A 17628-nucleotide genomic window follows, 5' to 3' on the forward strand; every position below is an offset into this window, starting at 1 on the left:
GGCAGGCCCGCCTACCAGCGCAGATCGGACACGGGGATGGACCCGTCGGGCGGCGGGCCGTCCGCCACGACGTGGCCGCTGGACAGTTCGACCACCCGGTCGGCGACCCGGGCGATCTCCCGGTTGTGGGTGACCACCAGGACCGTGCGGCCCGCGTCGGCCTGTGCTCGCAGCAGGGCGAGGATCTGCACACCGGTACCGAAGTCCAGCTCACCGGTGGGCTCGTCGGCGAGCAGGATCGGGTTGCCGGTCGCCAGGGCGCGCGCGATGGCCACCCGCTGCTGCTCACCGCCGGAGAGCTGGTGGGGGAAATGGTCGGCCCGATGGCCCAGGCCCACCTCGGCCAGCAGCCGCTCGGTGGTCTCCCGGGCCTGGCCGCGACCGGCCGCGTCGGCGCCGAAGCGTACGTTCTCCCCCGCGGTCAGCGCCGGGAACAGGTTGAACGACTGGAACACGAAGCTCACGGTCCGGCGCCGGACCTCGCGGCGGCGGCGGCGGGAGGCACCGGCCAGGTCGGCCCCGTCCAGCGTCACCGTGCCGCAGGTGGGGGTGTCGAGGGCGCCGACAAGGTTGAGCAGTGTCGTCTTCCCACAGCCCGACGGACCGAGGATGACGATGAAGGCGGCGCCCTCCACCCGCAGGCTCACCCCGGACAGCGCGGTGACCGCCGACTCACCGGCCCCGTAGCGCCGGCCGACCCCGTCCAGCGCCAGCCGGGCGCCGGACGTGCCACTCCCGGGGATGTCCGCGTGATCCGCAGAATCCACGGAATCCGGGTGATCAGCGTCGCCACCGTTCCAGCGCACCGGCCCCCCATCGCCAGCCTGCGAACCACTCACAGCTAGCAGACTTTACGTCACGCAGGGTAGTCGATGTTCGGGTGTGACGGCCGGCTGTCGTCCCAGCCGGGTCAGGCCGCGGCTCAGCCGGGTCGGACCGTGGGCTCAGCCGGGTCGGGCCGCGACCTCGGCGTAGAGGCGGGCGGTCCGCTCGGCCACCGCGGCCCAGCCGAACTCGGCGACGGCCCGCTCCCGGCCCGCCCGGCCCATCGCGGCGGCGCGGGCGGGGTCCGCGAGCACCTCGTTGACGGCTCCCGCCAGCGCCGCGGGGTCATCCGGCGGGACGAGCAGGCCCGTCGAACCGTCCGCGACGACCTCCGGGATGCCGCCAACCCGGGAGGCGACCACCGCGGTGGCGCAGGCCATCGCCTCCAGGTTGACGATGCCCAGCGGCTCGTAGACCGACGGGCAGACGAACACGGTGGCGTGCGAGAGCAGCTGGATGACCTCGGGCTTGGCGAGCATCCCCGACAGCCAGATCACGCCGCCGCGGCTGGCGCGCAGGCCGTCGACCAGCTCGGTGACCTCGCGGTGCAGGTCCTCGGTGTCCGGGGCGCCGGCGCAGAGCACCAGCTGGGCGGCCGGGTCGATCGCCGCGGCGGCGCGCAGCAGGACCGGCAGGCCCTTCTGCCGGGTGATCCGGCCGACGAAGACGACATACGGGCGGTCGGGGTCCACGCCGTACCGTTCGAGGACGTCGGTGCCCGGGTCGGGGGCGTACTCGTCGGTGTCGATGCCGTTGCGGATGACGTGGACCCGCGCCGGCTCGACCGCGGGGTAGGCGTCGAGGATGTCGGTGCGCATGCCGTCGCTGACCGCCACGACGGCCGCCGCGGACTCGATCGCGACCCGCTCGCACCAGGACGACAGCGCGTACCCGCCGCCGAGCTGTTCGGCCTTCCACGGCCGGCGCGGTTCGAGCGAGTGCGCGGTCATCACGTGCCCGATGCCCTCGACCAGCGAGATCAGGTGCCCGGCGAGGTTGGTGTACCAGGTGTGGGAGTGCACGACATCGGCGCCACCGGCCCGGTTGACCGCCGCGGCCATCGACAGGTCCATCGACGCGATCCGCAGCGCGTCGTTCGCCCCGTCGAGGGCGGGCCAGGGCCGGTGCGCCCGCACCGCGGCCGCGCCGCCACCGCCACCGTCAGCGGCGGCGGACGGAAGCTGGTCGCCCTCGTAGTGGACGGTCAGCTCCACCAGCCGGGCCAGCTCGCGGGCGAGGTACTCGACGTGTACCCCGGCACCGCCGTAGACGTTCGGCGGGAACTCCCGGGTGAGCAGCGCGACGCGCATCCGCTTCTCGATCCTCCGCAGGCTCTGCGGGTATGGCAGGTTTCTTCGACAGGACGACAGGACGACAGGACCACAGGACGCCGGGGCGACAGGGCGGCGGGGCGACAGGGCGGCGGGGCGGACGCCGGTCAGTCGGCGATCGTGACGCCCTTACCGACGACGGTCACGCCACCCGCGCTGACCTGGTAGCCACGATCCAGATCGTGCTTCTTGTCGACCCCGACACTCGCACCCGGAGGTACCACGACGTTCTTGTCGAGGATCGCGTCCCGGACCACGGCGCGCCGGCCGATGACCGTGTTGTCCATCACGACCGCGTTCTCCACCGATGCCCAGGAGTTCACCCGGACACCGGGTGACAGCACCGAGCGCCGCACGGTCCCACCGGACACGATCACACCGTTGCTGACGACGCTGTCGATGGCGACACCCACCCGCCCGGGCGCGTCGTGGACGAACTTCGCCGGCGGGACGGGCGGGACGTTGGTGTAGATCGGCCAGTCGCGGTTGTACAGGTTGAACACCGGGTCGAGCGCGCACAGATCCATGTGCGCCTCGTAGTAGGAGTCGAGCGTGCCGACGTCGCGCCAGTAGCCGCGATCACGGGCGAGCGCTCCGGGCACCTCGTTGGAGGCGAAGTCGTACACCGCGGCCATGCCCCGCTCGACCAGCATCGGGACGATGTTCCCGCCCATGTCGTGCAGGCTGTCGGAGTTCGCGGCGTCGGCGCGCAGGACGTCGATCAGCACGTCGGTGGTGAACACGTAGTTGCCCATGGAGGCGAAGATCTCGTCCGGGCTGCCCGGCAGCCCCGGCGGATTCGCCGGCTTCTCGAGGAACTCGGTGACGGTGAGCCCGTCCGGCGCCGTGCTGATCACCCCGAACTCGCTGCCCTCCGAGCGGGGAACCCGCAGGCCCGCGACGGTGACACCGGCTCCGGTCTCCAGATGCTGGGCGACCATCTGGCGCGGGTCCATCCGGTAGACGTGATCGGCGCCGAAGACGACGACGATGTCGGGTGACTCGTCGTGGACCAGGTTGAGCGACTGGTGGATGGCGTCGGCGCTGCCGGCGTACCACTGCGGGCCGAGGCGCTGCTGCGCCGGCACCGGGGTCACGTAGTTGCCGAGCAGGGTGCTCATCCGCCAGGTGGTGGTGATGTGCCGGTCCAGGCTGTGGCTTTTGTACTGGGTCAGCACCGCGATGCGCAGATACCCGGCGTTGACCAGGTTCGACAGCACGAAGTCGACCAGACGGTAGATGCCACCGAAAGGCACAGCCGGCTTCGCCCGGTCAGCGGTCAACGGCGCCAGCCGCCGCCCCGCGCCACCTGCCAAAACAAGACCCAGCACCCGCGGGCTGCGCATTTTTCGGCCCGGCTTCCCCTCGTACGCCCGGATCCGGGATGGATCCGACCCGGCAGGGACCGGCCGTTCGGCAACCGGACAGGTGCTCTGGTTATGCCGAATTCCGGTCATCCCGGAGCCTACAAGGGCGCGAGGCCGCCAGTAGCTACACGTCAAAAGAGTTAACCGATCCAGCCGTCCCCTGTCATCGACGGGAGGACGGCTGGATCACACCGGCGGGGAGATCAGACGTTGAAGCCGAGCGCCCGCAACTGCTCGCGACCGTCGTCCGTGATCTTGTCCGGACCCCACGGCGGCATCCAGACCCAGTTGATCCGGACGTCGTTGACCAGGTTGTCGGGCCCGTCGACCAGGGCCGAACGGGTCTGGTCCTCGATGACGTCGGTCAGCGGGCAGGCCGCCGAGGTCAGCGTCATGTCGAGGGTGACGGTGTTGTCGTCGGCGATGTCGATGCCGTAGACGAGGCCGAGGTCGACGACGTTGATCCCCAGCTCGGGGTCGACGACGTCGCGCATGGCCTCCTCGACGTCGTCGAACGACGCCTTCTCCACGACCAGGGCCCGCTCGGCGGCCTGCGCTGCCGCAGGTGCCTGCACCGACTCGGCGGCCGCGGGCGCCTCGCTGGCAGGCGCCTCACTCACGGGCGCCTCGCTGGCGGACGCCTCGGCCGCGGACGCCGCTTCCACGGTCTCCTCGGCGGTGGCGACGGAATCACTCATGGTTACTTCTCCTGCTCGGGGACGGTGGCCTGAGCGGCGCCGGTGGCCTGAGCGGTCGCATCCTTCCAGGCCATCCAGGACAGCAGCGCGCACTTCACCCGGGCGGGGTACTTGGACACACCCGAGAACGCCACCGCGTCCTCCAGGACGTCCTCGTCACCTTCCTGGGTGCCGCGCGACTGCATCAGGGCCAGGAACTCACGCTCGAGCTCCAGCGCCGCCGCCACCGACTTCCCGATCACCAGGTCGGCCATCACGCTGGCCGAGGCCTGGCTGATCGAGCAGCCCTCGCTCTCGTAGGAGACGTCCGCCACGACACCGTCGGCGACGCGGACCCGCAGGGTCACCTCGTCGCCACAGGTCGGGTTGACGTGGTGCACCTCGGCGTCGAACGGGTCGCGCAGTCCACGGTGGTGCGGGTTGCGGTAGTGGTCCAGGATGATCTCCTGGTACATCGAGTCGAGCTTCACCTCAGGAAGAACCTCCTGACCTGGTCCAGGCCTTCCACCAGGGCGTCGACCTCGGCGGTCGTCGAGTAGAGGTGGAAGGACGCCCGGGTCGTCGCGGGCACGCCGTAGCGCAGGCAGACCGGGCGGGCGCAGTGGTGCCCGACCCGGACGGCGATGCCCTGCTCGTCGAGGATCTGACCGACGTCGTGCGGGTGCAGCGGGCGGTCGTCGGAGTCACGCAGGACGAACGAGATCGCCCCACCGCGGTCCTGCGCCGTCGGCGGGCCGATGATCCGCAGGCCCGGAACGGCCGACAGGGCGTCGATGGCGTAGGCGGTGACCTCGTGCTCGTGCGCGGCGATGGCGCCCATGCCGAGCCCGGTCAGGTAGTCGACCGCCGCGCCGAGCCCGACCGCCTGGGAGATCATCGGCGTGCCGGCCTCGAAGCGGTGCGGCGGGGCCGCGTAGGTCGAGGCCTCCATGGTGACGACCTCGATCATCTCGCCGCCGCCGAGGAACGGGGGCATGACCTCGAGCAGCTCGCGCCGGCCCCACAGCACACCGATGCCGGTGGGCCCGCACATCTTGTGCCCGGTGAAGGCGAGGAAGTCCACCCCGAGCTCGACGACGTCGATCGGCATGTGCGGCACCGACTGCGAGCCGTCGAGCACGGTGAGCGCACCGACCTCGCGGGCCCGGGCGACGATCTTCGCGACCGGGTTCACCGTGCCCAGGATGTTGGACTGGTGCACGAACGAGACGACCTTCGCCCGCTCGGTGATCACCTCGTCGAGGTGCGCGATGTCCAGCCGGCCGTCCTCGGTCAGCCCGATCCAGCGCAGCGTCGCGCCGGTGCGCGCGCACAGCATCTGCCACGGCACCAGGTTGGAGTGGTGCTCCATCTCGGTGATGACGACCTCGTCGCCGGGGCCGAGACGGAACCGCTCCGCCTCCGCCCCACCCGACACCGCGTTGCTCATCGCGTAGGCGACGAGGTTCAGCGCCTCGGACGAGTTCTTCGTGAACACGATCTCGCGCCGGTCGGGAGCCCCGACGAACGCGGCGATCTTGTCCCGGGCGTCCTCGTATAGGGCGGTGGCCTCTTCCGCGAGCACGTGGATGCCACGGTGGACGTTGGCGTTGTGCCGCTCGTAGTAGGCCCGCTCGGCGTCGAGGACGGCCAGCGGCTTCTGCGACGTCGCGGCGCTGTCGAGGTAGACCAGCGGCAGCCCGTCGTGCACGGTCCGGGCCAGGATCGGGAAGTCGCGACGGACCCGCTCGACGTCGAAGCCCAAAGTGCTCGCCGCGACGGTGCCCGGCTGGCGGGTCTCGATGATCGTCATGACACCGCCGCCGGCTGCGCGATGACCTCCGTGGCCTTGACGTACTTGTCGTAGCCGGACTCCTCCAGCTTGGCCGCGAGCTCCGGGCCACCCGCGTCGACGATCCGCCCGCCCGCCATGACGTGCACGAACTCGGGCTTCACGTAGCGCAGGATGCGGGTGTAGTGGGTGATGAGCAGGATGCCCGTCTCCCCCTTGGCCCGCACCGCCTCGATGCCACCGGAGACGATACGCAGCGCGTCGACGTCCAGGCCGGAGTCGGTCTCGTCGAGGATGGCGATCTTCGGCGCGAGCAGCGCCATCTGCAGGATCTCGTGGCGCTTCTTCTCACCGCCGGAGAAGCCCTCGTTGACGCTGCGCTCGGCGAACGCCGGGTCCATCTCCAGCCCGGCCATCGCCTCCTTGACCTCCTTGACCCACAGCCGCAGCTTCGGCGCCTCGCCGCGCACCGCTGTCGCCGACGAGCGCAGGAAGTTCGACACCGAGACGCCGGGCACCTCGACCGGGTACTGCATCGCCAGGAAGATCCCGGCCCGCGCCCGCGCGTCGACGGACATCGCCAGGACGTCCTCGCCGTCGAGGGTCACGGTGCCCTCGGTGACGGTGTACTTCGGGTGGCCGGCGATCGAGTAGGAGAGCGTGGACTTGCCGGAGCCGTTCGGCCCCATGATCGCGTGGGTCTCGCCCTTGCGGACGGTGAGGTCGACGCCGCGCAGGATCTCGCGCGGGCCGTCCGTGTCGGTCTCGACCGACACGTGCAGGTTGCGGATCTCGAGAACAGACACCGCTGTCGTCACCCTCGCTTCGGGTTCGTGTGAAGGTCGACGAGGACGTCGTCGCCGTCGATGGTCACTGGGTAGGTGGGCACCGGTTCGATCGCCGGCAGGCTGGTCGGCTCACCCGTGGTCAGGTCGAACTGGGAGCCGTGCAACCAGCATTCGATGAGGCCGTTCTCGACCTCGCCCTCGGAGAGCATCACGTCGGCGTGCGAGCACTCGTCCCGCACGGCGTAGAACCGGCCGCCCGACCGGACGACGCACACCGGCTGGCCGTCGATCTCCACGCCGAGCGCGGACTCGTCGGCCAGGTCGGAGGCGGCGCAGGCCCGCCGCCAGCCGGTGGTGCCAGTGTCGGTGCTGGTGCTGGCCGTGCCGGCCGGGCTGTTCGACGGGGTCATACGCCCACCGCCGCCAGCTCCGCCTCGACTCTCGCCATGATGCGCTCACGCAGCTCGGGGATGTCGATCCGGTCCACGATCTCGGCGAAGAAGCCGCGGACCACGAGCCGGCGCGCCTCGTCGGCGGGGATGCCGCGCGACATCAGGTAGAACAGCGACTCGTCGTCGAACCGGCCGGTGGCACTCGCGTGGCCCGCGCCGACGACCTCGCCGGTGAGGATCTCCAGGTTGGGCACCGAGTCGGCGCGCGCGCCGTCGGTGAGCACCAGGTTGCGGTTCAGCTCGTAGGTGTCGGTGCCGACGGCGTCGGCGCCGATCATCACGTCGCCGATCCACACCGCGTGCGCCCCGTCGCCCTGCAGCGCGCCCTTGTAGGCGACCCGGCTGCGGCAGTTCCGCGCCTGGTGGTCGACGTACAGGCGGTGCTCCTGGTGCTGGCCGGCCTCGGTGAAGAACAGGCCGTAGAGCTCGGCGTCACCGCCGGGCCCGCGGTACTCCACCGTCGGGTTGAGCCGAACCAGGTCGCCGCCGAGGGTCACGGTGAACGAGCGCAGGCGGGCGTCGCGCCCCACCGAGTAGGCGTGCGCCCCCAGGTGGACGGAGTCGTCGGCCCAGTCCTGGACGGTGACGAACGTCAGCGCGGCGCCGTGGCCGATGTACACCTCGACGTTGCCGGCGAAGGTGGCGCTGCCGACATGGTCGAGCACGACGGTCGCGGTGGCGAACGGGCCCAGCTCGACGAGCACGTGCTCATAGCTGACCCCGCCGTTGCCACCGAGGCGGATGACGACCGGCTCGGTCAGCGCCGCCTCGGCCGGGACGGTGACGGACAGGCCGCCGTCGGACCGGGCCATGGCGAACGCGGCCGGTCGGTCGGCCGGGGTGAGCACGCGGCCGATCCGGGAGTCGGTCGGCGCCAGCCGCTCGATCTCCACGCCTTCCGGCGCGGAGACCTTCACGTCGATCCTGCTGTCGGCGGCCGGGCCGTTCAGCAGGCCGCGCAGGCGGCGCAGCGGGGTGAACCGCCACGCCTCCTCACGGCCGCCGGGTACTGCGTGGTCCTCGGGGTCACGGGACCGGACGGGACGCGGAGCTGCGCCAGCCTGCGCGGGAGGGCGTCCCGTGGCATCGATGACGGCCATCAGCCGACTGCGCCTTCCATCTGGAGCTCGATGAGCCGGTTGAGTTCGAGGGCGTACTCCATGGGCAGCTCGCGCGCGATCGGCTCGATGAAGCCACGCACCACCATCGCCATGGCCTCCTCCTCGGACAGACCACGGCTCATCAGGTAGAAGAGCTGGTCCTCGCCGACCTTGGAGACACTGGCCTCGTGCCCGATGGAGGCGTCGTCCTCACGGACGTCGACATACGGGTAGGTGTCGGAGCGGCTGACCGTGTCGACCAGAAGCGCGTCGCACTTCACCGTCGACTTCGCGGAGTGCGAGCCCTCGTTGATCTGGACCAGGCCACGGTACGAGGTCCGGCCGCCGCCGCGGGCGACGGACTTCGACACGATGGTGGACGACGTGCGCGGCGCGGCGTGCACCATCTTGGCGCCGGCGTCCTGGTGCTGGCCCTCACCTGCGAAGGCGACCGAGAGCACCTCGCCGTGGGCCTGCTCGCCGAGCATCCACACGGCCGGGTACTTCATCGTCACCTTGGAGCCGATGTTGCCGTCGATCCACTCCATGGTGGCGCCCTCGTGGCACGCGGCCCGCTTGGTCACCAGGTTGTAGACGTTGTTCGACCAGTTCTGGATGGTCGTGTAACGGCAGCGCGCGTTCTTCTTCACGATGATCTCGACCACCGCGGAGTGCAGCGAGTCGGACGAGTAGACCGGCGCGGTGCAGCCCTCGACGTAGTGGACGTACGCGCCCTCGTCGACGATGATCAGCGTCCGCTCGAACTGGCCCATGTTCTCGGTGTTGATCCGGAAGTAGGCCTGCAGCGGGATCTCCACGTGCACGCCCGGCGGCACGTAGATGAAGGAGCCACCGGACCACACGGCGGTGTTCAGCGCGGCGAACTTGTTGTCGCCGACCGGGATCACCGAACCGAAGTACTCCTGGAAGATCTCCGGGTGCTCACGCAGGCCCGAGTCGGTGTCGAGGAAGATGACACCCTGCTCCTCGAGGTCCTCACGGATCTTGTGGTAGACGACCTCGGACTCGTACTGCGCCGCCACACCGGCGATCAGGCGCTGCTTCTCCGCCTCGGGGATGCCGAGCCGGTCATAGGTGGCGCGGATGTCCTCGGGCAGCTCGTCCCAGTCGGCGGCCTGCTTCTCCGTCGAGCGGACGAAGTACTTGATGTTGTCGAAGTCGATGCCGGACAGGTCGGCGCCCCAGGTCGGCATGGGCTTGCGCTCGAACAGCTTCAGCCCCTTGAGCCGCAGATCCGTCATCCAGGACTGCTCGCTCTTCTTTGCCGAGATGCTGCGCACGACTGCTTCGGAGAGGCCGCGTTCCACGTCGACGGCGTAGGCGTCCGTGTCTGCCCAGCCGAACCGGTAGGAGCCAAGGCCCTCAAGGGCGGTCTCGGCAGAGGTGGTCATAGAGAACCTTCCGAAATATTGGATGGTTGTGATGTCTGCCCGGACGGGGCCATGTCGGGCGATACACCCTGTGCTGACCTGGCCGGCGCCGACCCGGGCTCGGCGGCCACGGCGCCCCCCGCTGACGGTGGGGGAAGCACCGTGATCGCCTCCACGGGGATCACCGGGATGTGCGTGGTGCAGACGCCGTCGCCATGGGCGATCGTCGCCAGCCGCTGCACGTGGGTGTCGAGCAGGCGCGACAGCATCGCCGTCTCGGCCTCGCACAGGGCCGGGAACTGCTCGGCCACGTGCTGGACGGGGCAGTGATGCTGACAGATCTGGGTGCCTGACGGCAGCTCGGAGACGCTGGCGGTGTACCCGGCCTGGGTCATGGCCGCGGCGATCGCCTCCGGGCGGTCCGCCGGCGGGACCGCGACGACCTCGTCGCGGATCTGGCGTTCCAGGTCGACTCCGCGAGCCCGGGCGAACTCGGCCACCGCGTCCGGGCCGCAGGCCTTCGCGAGGAAGCTCAGCGCGTTGGCCGCGAGATCGGAGTAGGCCGTCGGCCCGGCCCGGTGCCCGGCCTCGGTCAGCGCGTAGCGCCTGGCCGGACGACCCCGCCCGCGTGGGCCACGTGCCACGGCCGAGGCGGTCGTGATGGTGCCGTCCGAGGTCATCGCGTCCAGATGCCGCCGGACGGCCGCGGGTGACAGGCCGAGCTCGTGGGAGAGATCGGCGGCCGTCGACGGGCCGCGCTCAAGCAGAAGGCGCACGACACGATCACGGGTGCGACCGTCGGTCACACCCGTGGACGCCGCACCCGTAGGGGCCTCCTGCTCGGATTTCACAACACCAGTGTGCCCTATTTCCGTGACGCGGTCGAACCGAGGAGCCCGAGATCACCCGTCGCCCTCGCGACGTCCTTCATGACGCCGGATCACCAACAGCTGACAGGGCGTCTCCGTCGCAAAGGGACCGATCGCCCGGTACCCACCCAGAACCGGCCCATCCGGGGGATGGGAGACTGCGCCTCGCACGCCACGGCACAGGAGGGCGACCTGCAGATGCGGACGATTCGCGCTATTGACCTCGACCGTGACCCCGATGACCGCGGCGGCGACCTTGACAGCGCGCCGCGGCCAACCGCCCCGCGGCCGGCGGCCTCACGACCCGCCACCCGGCGGCCGGCCGGGCCGGCCGGATCGGCCGCACTGCGACCTGTCCCACAGCGAACAGCCACACTTCGGGTGGGCACGGACTGGCCGGGCCCAGGCCAGGCGGGCATCGGCCGGGCGGGCATCGGCGGGACCGGCCTGGGCGCCCGGCGAGCCGCCGGCCGAGTCGTGGCCGTCGTCGCGGCGATGGTCCTGGCCCTGGCGGCCTGCGGTGGCGAGGAGACCAACGGCCTGCAGGACGCGTCCGCGGCCGAGGTGGGAACGCGCTCTGTCGATGCGTTGAACTCCGCCGGCAGCGTGCACGTCGTCGGCACCGCCCAGGACCCGTCCGCCGAGGGGTCGACCCGCTACGACCTGGTGTTGTCGGGCTCGTCGGCCCGGGGCACCATCACCTCCGGCTCCGTCGTCACCGAGATCGTGAAGGTGGCGGACGACACCTACACCAAGGGCAGCCGCGCCTACTACGAGTCGATCGGCGAAGGTGACGCGGCCGACCTGCTGGCCGACAAATGGGTACGGCTCCCGGCGGAGGACGCCGAGCAGTACCGCCTCTTCACGATCGAGGGCTTCGCCATGGCCATCGGCGAGTACGTGGCGGCGCTGGACGGCAAGGTCACCACCGAGGACCTCGCCGGCCGCCAGGCGGTCGCGGCGGGCAGCGCGGAGGGAACCCGGCTGTGGGCGGCCAACACCGGCGACCCCGTCCCGCTGCGCCTGGACATGCTGAACGGTGAGCAGGGCCGGATGGAGTTCTCCGACTACGGCACCAAGGTCTCGATCACGGCACCGGCCGGCGCCGTCGACCTCGCCTCGCTCTCCTGATCCGTATCCGGTAGCCCGGTAGCCGGTAGCCCGGTTTGGCGGGTCGCAAGAGTGAAGGATTTCGGTTGTTCCGACGACCAAAATCCTTCACTCTTGCGGATCACCAGGCGAATCTGCGTCCCTTTTTGGCCCTTTTGAGGTGAATTGCTGGTGCTGTCCGAGGGCTCGGGGTCCCGGGCGGGTCGCCGTGCGGCTGGTTGGCACCGACCGACAGCACATCCCGACATCACACACCGTCACCAGATGTGGATAGGGAGCCACTGAGGCGCATTGCTGGATCCGTCGTCTACCGTGGTCGTCCGGCGTGGTGGGGCCGTCCGGCTCAGTGACTGGCCGGCTCAGTGACTGGCCGGCTCAGCGACTGGCCGCGGTCTGCTGGACCCGGCTCGCGGATCGGCCTCGGAGGAGCGCGACGATGCTCGTGGCGGCAGTGGACCAGGGGACCAGCGGGACCACGGTCTGCCTGCTCGACGACGAGGCAGACGTCGTCGGCCGCGGCCACCGCCCGATCGGTGTCTCCTTCCCCCGCCCCGGCTGGGTCGAGCAGGACCCCCAGGAGCTGCTGGGCAGCGTCGTCGCGGCGGTCGCCGACGCGCTGGCCGACGCGGGGCGGCGCCCATCCGACCTGGCCGCGATCGGCATCACCAACCAGCGCGAGACCACCGTGCTGTGGGAGCGCAGCACCGGGCGGCCGCTGTACCCGGCCATCGTCTGGCAGGACCGGCGCACGGCGGGGGCCTGCGAGCGCCTGGCCGCGGCCGGTCACGGCGAGCTCGTCGGGGAACGCACCGGCCTGGTGCTCGACCCGTACTTCTCCGGGACGAAGGCCGCCTGGGTGCTCGACCATGTGCCCGGCGCCCGGCGGGAGGCCGCGGCGGGCCGGGTCGCGTTCGGGACGGTCGACTCCTGGCTCGTCTGGCGCCTGACGGGCGGCCGGGCCCACATCACCGACGTCACCAACGCCTCTCGCACGATGCTGTTCGACCTGGCCCGCGGCGACTGGTCACCCGAGCTGCTCGAGCTGCTGGACGTGCCGCCCGAGCCGCTGCCGCGGATCGTGCCCAGCTCGAAGGTCTACGCCCACACCGACCCCGAGGTCTTCCTCGGTGTCGAGGTGCCGATCGCCGCGGTCGTCGGTGACCAGCAGGCGGCGCTGTTCGCCCAGGGCTGCTTCGACCCCGGGCAGGCCAAGAACACCTACGGCACCGGGTCGTTCGTGCTGGTGAACACGGGCCCGGTGCTGCCGCCCCCGCAGTCCTCCCTGCTGCGCACCGTCGCCTTCGGCCTCGACGGTGAGCCGCCGGCGTATGCGCTGGAGGGTGCGATCCTGTCGACCGGGTCCGCGGTGCAGTGGCTGCGGGACTCCCTCGGCGTGATCTCCGACAGCGCCCAGACCGCGCCGCTGGCCGCGTCGCTGGAGAGCAACGACGGTGTCTACTTCGTCCCCGCGCTCGCCGGGCTCGGCGCGCCGCACTGGGATCCACGGGCCCGCGGGATGATCATCGGCCTCACCCGGGCCACCGGCCGGGCGCACCTGGCCCGGGCGGTGCTCGAGGCCATCGCCTACCGGACCAGGGACGTCGTCGAGGAGATGGCCGCCGGCGCCGGCGTGACCGTCACCGAGCTGCGGGCGGACGGCGGCGCGGCGAGCAACCCGTGGCTGATGCAGTTCCAGGCCGACATCCTCGGGATCGAGGTGGACGTCCCGGAGAACACCGAGACGACCGCGCTCGGCTCGGGCTACCTGGCGGGACTGGCGACCGGCCTGTACTCGGGGCGCGACGAACTCGACGCCCGGCGGCGCACCGCGGTCAGGTACCAGCCGTCCATGAGCGCCGACCGGCGCGAGGAGCTGTACGGCCAGTGGCTGCGCGCCGTCGAGCGCTCCCGGGGCTGGGACCGCGACTGACCGGCCCGGCTCGCGGCTGACCGGCTCGGCCCGGCCCGGCCCGGCCCGCGACCGACCTGGCCGGCCCGCGGGCGGTCGGGCCATGAGCTGGTGGGTGGACGGGCGATCCGCCCGCGTTTAACCGAGTTCCCTCACGACGGACCATCATGTCCCACACCCGGACAACGCCGCAGGACCACTTAAAGCCAACGGTAGATCGCGCCGAATTGAGAAAAGCGGCTGTCCGGCGACGGGATTTTTGCCAACCTGTAACAGGGGGCGGTTGGCGTCTCCTCGCCGCGCACCTAACCCCCGGACGGAGACCGTGACCGACGCGGACTACGCCCTGGAACTCGGCCGCCGCCTGCGGGCGGCCCGCAACCGACGTGGCCTGTCCCTCCTCGACGTCCAGGAACGTACCGAAGGCCGGTGGACCGCCGGGACCCTCGGCGCCTACGAACGCGGCAGCCGCACCCTGCGGGTGCACCGGCTCGTCGAGCTCGCGGAGCTCTATGACGTGCCGGCCACCCTGCTGGTCCCGCCGCCGGTCGAACGCCGCGAGACCGACGACCTGCCCCCGCTCGTCATCGACCTGCGCAGGCTGCGGAAGCTGCCCCCGACGCGGACCGGCCCGCTGCGCCGGTGGATCGCGATCGTGCAGGTGCTGCGGTCGGACAGTTCCCGCGATGTGCTGCGCCTGCGGCGATCGGACCTGCAGTCGCTGTCCCGCCTGTACAGCACCACCCCGGCCGTCCTCTACGAACGCCTCGGCGCCTGGGGCACGTTGATCGAGCCCGACGACGCGGCTCCCACCACCGTGCGCCGGCGGTCGCCCGTGGTCCGGCCGGCACGCTCCCAGCCCCGCCACTGAAGCGATCAGCTCACGCCGAGCACCCCCGCGCAGTCCGTAGGATCAGCGGCGTGACCGAGGTCCTGGCAGTCGAGCTGACCGAGCTGGTCAAGACCTACCGGCGGGCAGCGGGTGCGTCGGGTGCGGGGCAGGCACGTCCGCGGTACCTGAAGGCGGGTGCGACGCAGGCGCAGGCCGGGTCACCAGCCCCGTCGAGACGTGGCCGGTCCCGGTCCCGCGGCGGTGCCCGCGACGCCCGGCCCGCCCACGACGCCCACGACCGCGCGCCGGGCGACACGACCAAGCGTGATGAGGGCATCCCGCCGCCGGCCGAGGTACGCGCGGTCGACGGGCTGTCGCTGGGCGTCTCGGCCGGGTCCGTGACGGCGGTCCTCGGGCCGAACGGTGCCGGCAAGACGACCACCATCGAGATCTGCGAGGGCTTCCGCTCCGCCGACAGCGGCGGCGTCCGCGTGCTCGGGCTGCACCCGGTACGCGACGCGGCCGCGCTGCGCCCGCGGGTCGGCGTGATGCTGCAGGCCGGCGGGATGTACCCGGGTGCCCGCGCCGGCGAGATGCTGCGCCTGATCGCCGCGCACCACGCCCACCCGCTCGACACCGGCGCGCTGATGGAACGGCTCGGGCTGGCGGAGGTGGCCGGCACTCCGTTCCGCCGGCTCTCCGGCGGCCAGCAGCAGCGGCTCTCGCTCGCGATGGCCGTCGTCGGCCGCCCGGAGCTGGTCTTCCTCGACGAGCCCACCGCCGGTCTCGACGTCCAGGGCCGCCGTGACACCTGGGAGCTCATCGAGGAGCTGCGTCTGTCCGGCGTCACGGTGGTGCTCACCACCCACGCCATGGACGAGGCCGAGCGCCTCGCCGACCAGGTCGTGATCGTGAACCGGGGCCGGGTCGTCGCGGCCGGTTCGCCCGCCGAGCTCACCCGCGGCGGCGCCGAGGGCCAGCTCCGCTTCCGCGCCCCGGGCGGCCTCGACGTCGCGCGCCTGCTGCTCGCCCTGCCCGACGGCACGACCGGCTGGGAGAACCCGCCCGGTCACTACCTGGTGCAGGGCACCGTCGACCCGCAGCTGCTCGCCGCGGTCACCGCGTGGTGCGCCAGCAACGGTGTGCTCGCCGAGGACCTGCGCGTCGAGCAGCGCACCCTGGAGGACGTCTTCCTGGACCTGACCGGGACGGAGCTGGAGTGAGATGAGTGTCATCGAGGCCACACCGGCCCCCGTGCTGGATCTCCGCCCGGCGCCCGGAGCCGCGTCCCGCGGGCGGATGCTGGCCGCGCAGACCCGGCTCGAGCTGACCCTCACCCTGCGCCGCGGCGAGTCCGTGCTGCTCACCCTGATCATCCCGATCGGGCTGCTCGTCTTCTTCGCGGCCGTGGACGTCCTGCCCACCTCGCGGGCCGCACAGCGCTCGGTGGACTTCCTCGTTCCCGGCGTGCTGGCACTGGCCGTGATGTCGACGGCGTTCACCGGGCAGGCGATCGCCACCGGCTTCGAGCGTTCCTACGGCGTCCTCAAGCGGCTCGGTGCCTCGCCGCTGCCGCGGTCGATCCTGCTCGCAGGCAAGACGCTGGCCGTGCTCGCGGTGGAGATCGTCCAGCTGGTCCTGCTCGTCGCGGTCGGGTTCGCGGTCGGCTGGGAGCCGCACGGCTCGGCGGCGGGTGCGGGCTGGGTCGTCCTGCTGGTGCTGCTGGGGACGGCAGCCTTCTCCGGACTGGGACTGCTGATGGCCGGCACGTTGCGGGCCGAGGCGACACTCGCCGCGGCCAACGGGGTGTACCTGTTGCTGCTGCTGATCGGCGGGGTCGTGTTCCCGCTCGAGGAGCTGCCCGGCTGGATGCGGGTGGTGGCCGAGGGGCTGCCGACCGCGGCGCTGTCCGACGGGCTGCGCGCGGTGCTCGCCGAGGGCGCCGGGCCCGGCGCCGGCAACCTGATCGTGCTGGCGGCGTGGTCCGTCGGTGCCCTTGGGCTGGCTGCCAGGTTCTTCCGCTGGGAGTAGGGCGGGTGGCACCCCGGTAGTGGCGGCGCACACCCCGTCGGCCGGCACCGGGCGGATTACTATGGCCGCGATGCCATCTTCTACCACTCGTCGGAGCAAGCCCCGCGCCGGCGGCGACGCCAGCCCTGCCGGCACCCACCAGCCCCGGGCGAGCCGTGCGGCCCGGGCAGCGGGCACCGGCCGGCTCCCGGTGATCGGGCTGCGCATGTTCCGGCGCCTCACGCTGGCCAGCGTCGTCCTGCTCGCGGCGATCGTCGTCACCGGCGGTGCCGTGCGGTTGACCGGCTCCGGGCTCGGCTGCCCGACCTGGCCGCAGTGTGGTGACGGCTCGTTCACCCCCCATTCGGCCTACGCGATCAACGGCGCGATCGAGTTCGGCAACCGGCTGATCAGCATCGTGGTCGGCCTCGTGGTGCTGGCCCTGCCCATCGCGGCGCGCCTGCTCCAGGAGAAGCGGCGCGATCTGCTGCTGCTCTCGCTCGGGCTGTGGCTGGGCTTCGTCGGCCAGGCGGTGCTCGGTGGCATCACCGTCCTGGTCAAGCTGCACCCGGCGACGGTGGCCGCGCACTTCCTGCTGTCGATGGTGCTGCTGTTCAACGCCGTCGCCCTGCACCGCCGGGCCCGGCAGGCCGACGGGCCGACCCCGCTGGCGGTCCGGCCGGAGCTCGCCTGGCTCGCGCGGGTCGTGGTCGTGGTCGCCGCGGGCGTCCTCGCCCTGGGCACCGTCGTCACCGGCACCGGCCCGCACAGCGGCGACAGCGAGGACACCAAGCGGTTCGGTTTCGACATCGTCAACGTCGCGCAGCTCCACGCCGACGGCGCGATGGTCCTCACCGGCCTCACCCTCGCCATGATCTTCGCCGTGCGGCTCGCTCCCGTTCCCGCCGAGGCCCGGCGCAGCGCACACGCCCTGCTGCTCACCGTCGTCGCCCAGGCCGCGATCGGGTTCACCCAGTACTTCCTCGGCATCCCGGCGCTGCTCGTCGGCCTGCACATGGCCGGCGCGACGATCATGTGGATCGTCGCCATCCAGCTCTGGCTGGCGATGGGCGAACGGGCCCCGGCCACCGAGGCCGCCTGGGCCGGCTCCGCGGCGCGCGTCCCAGCTCCCGCACCCGCCACCGCGTGACAGGCACCGCCTGACACCACAGTGA

General features: G+C 71.7%; 17 protein-coding genes. 6 read left to right on the plus strand and 11 right to left on the minus strand.

Annotated elements, in window-relative coordinates; genetic code table 11:
• Window positions 1-11: 11 nt before the first annotated feature.
• From AWX74_RS01725 to AWX74_RS01775, 11 genes are all read right to left on the minus strand, one after another.
• Window positions 12-767 (minus strand): ABC transporter ATP-binding protein, encoded by a 756-nt coding sequence (locus tag AWX74_RS01725; protein ID WP_242666022.1) that lies wholly within the window; start codon window positions 765-767, stop codon window positions 12-14.
• Between the two features lie 177 nt (window positions 768-944).
• Complete coding sequence (gene glgA, locus AWX74_RS01730; RefSeq protein WP_091270804.1) at window positions 945-2135, minus strand: glycogen synthase; 1191 nt, start codon at window positions 2133-2135, stop codon at window positions 945-947.
• A 128-nt stretch (window positions 2136-2263) separates the two neighbouring features.
• Window positions 2264-3502, minus strand: coding sequence for a glucose-1-phosphate adenylyltransferase (gene glgC, locus AWX74_RS01735; RefSeq protein ID WP_054566960.1), 1239 nt, complete (start codon window positions 3500-3502; stop codon window positions 2264-2266).
• A 224-nt stretch (window positions 3503-3726) separates the two neighbouring features.
• Window positions 3727-4221, minus strand: a complete 495-nt coding sequence (locus AWX74_RS01740) for a metal-sulfur cluster assembly factor (protein WP_091270806.1) — start codon at window positions 4219-4221, stop codon at window positions 3727-3729.
• A gap of 2 nt (window positions 4222-4223) precedes the next feature.
• Window positions 4224-4691: a Fe-S cluster assembly sulfur transfer protein SufU gene (sufU, locus tag AWX74_RS01745; protein WP_091270809.1), complete on the minus strand. Its 468-nt coding sequence runs from the start codon at window positions 4689-4691 to the stop codon at window positions 4224-4226.
• Window positions 4688-6013, minus strand: a complete 1326-nt coding sequence (locus AWX74_RS01750; RefSeq protein ID WP_091270812.1) for a cysteine desulfurase — start codon at window positions 6011-6013, stop codon at window positions 4688-4690. Before AWX74_RS01750 ends, sufU begins: the two co-directional genes overlap by 4 nt.
• The gene (gene sufC / locus AWX74_RS01755; RefSeq protein WP_193209614.1) at window positions 6010-6798 is read right to left on the minus strand and encodes a Fe-S cluster assembly ATPase SufC; all 789 of its coding nucleotides are present in this window, start codon (window positions 6796-6798) and stop codon (window positions 6010-6012) included. Before sufC ends, AWX74_RS01750 begins: the two co-directional genes overlap by 4 nt.
• Window positions 6799-6806: 8 nt before the next feature.
• Window positions 6807-7190, minus strand: coding sequence for a non-heme iron oxygenase ferredoxin subunit (locus tag AWX74_RS01760; RefSeq protein WP_091270817.1), 384 nt, complete (start codon window positions 7188-7190; stop codon window positions 6807-6809).
• Window positions 7187-8332: a Fe-S cluster assembly protein SufD gene (sufD, locus tag AWX74_RS01765; protein WP_091270819.1), complete on the minus strand. Its 1146-nt coding sequence runs from the start codon at window positions 8330-8332 to the stop codon at window positions 7187-7189. Before sufD ends, AWX74_RS01760 begins: the two co-directional genes overlap by 4 nt.
• Complete coding sequence (sufB, locus tag AWX74_RS01770; protein WP_054566955.1) at window positions 8332-9744, minus strand: Fe-S cluster assembly protein SufB; 1413 nt, start codon at window positions 9742-9744, stop codon at window positions 8332-8334. Before sufB ends, sufD begins: the two co-directional genes overlap by 1 nt.
• Entirely contained in the window at window positions 9741-10574 is an 834-nt protein-coding gene (locus AWX74_RS01775; RefSeq protein WP_091270822.1) for a helix-turn-helix transcriptional regulator, read from the minus strand. The genes sufB and AWX74_RS01775 overlap by 4 nt, the downstream gene beginning before the upstream one ends.
• A gap of 399 nt (window positions 10575-10973) precedes the next feature.
• Here AWX74_RS01775 and AWX74_RS01780 point away from each other — a divergent pair, with 399 nt between their 5' ends.
• From AWX74_RS01780 to AWX74_RS01805, 6 genes are all read left to right on the plus strand, one after another.
• Window positions 10974-11723, plus strand: a complete 750-nt coding sequence (locus tag AWX74_RS01780; RefSeq protein ID WP_242666023.1) for a hypothetical protein — start codon at window positions 10974-10976, stop codon at window positions 11721-11723.
• Between the two features lie 415 nt (window positions 11724-12138).
• Window positions 12139-13632: a glycerol kinase GlpK gene (gene glpK, locus AWX74_RS01785; RefSeq protein WP_091270825.1), complete on the plus strand. Its 1494-nt coding sequence runs from the start codon at window positions 12139-12141 to the stop codon at window positions 13630-13632.
• A gap of 304 nt (window positions 13633-13936) precedes the next feature.
• Window positions 13937-14482, plus strand: coding sequence for a transcriptional regulator (locus tag AWX74_RS01790; protein WP_006542416.1), 546 nt, complete (start codon window positions 13937-13939; stop codon window positions 14480-14482).
• A gap of 50 nt (window positions 14483-14532) precedes the next feature.
• On the plus strand, window positions 14533-15666 hold the full coding sequence (locus AWX74_RS01795; protein WP_091270827.1) for an ABC transporter ATP-binding protein: 1134 nt from the start codon (window positions 14533-14535) through the stop codon (window positions 15664-15666).
• Window position 15667: 1 nt separating this feature from the next.
• On the plus strand, window positions 15668-16474 hold the full coding sequence (locus AWX74_RS01800) for an ABC transporter permease (RefSeq protein WP_091270830.1): 807 nt from the start codon (window positions 15668-15670) through the stop codon (window positions 16472-16474).
• Window positions 16475-16535: 61 nt separating this feature from the next.
• On the plus strand, window positions 16536-17603 hold the full coding sequence (locus AWX74_RS01805; RefSeq protein WP_091270832.1) for a COX15/CtaA family protein: 1068 nt from the start codon (window positions 16536-16538) through the stop codon (window positions 17601-17603).
• The last annotated feature ends 25 nt before the right edge of the window (window positions 17604-17628 follow it).

The organism is Parafrankia irregularis (genome assembly GCF_001536285.1).
GTDB lineage: Bacteria > Actinomycetota > Actinomycetes > Frankiales > Frankiaceae > Parafrankia > Parafrankia irregularis.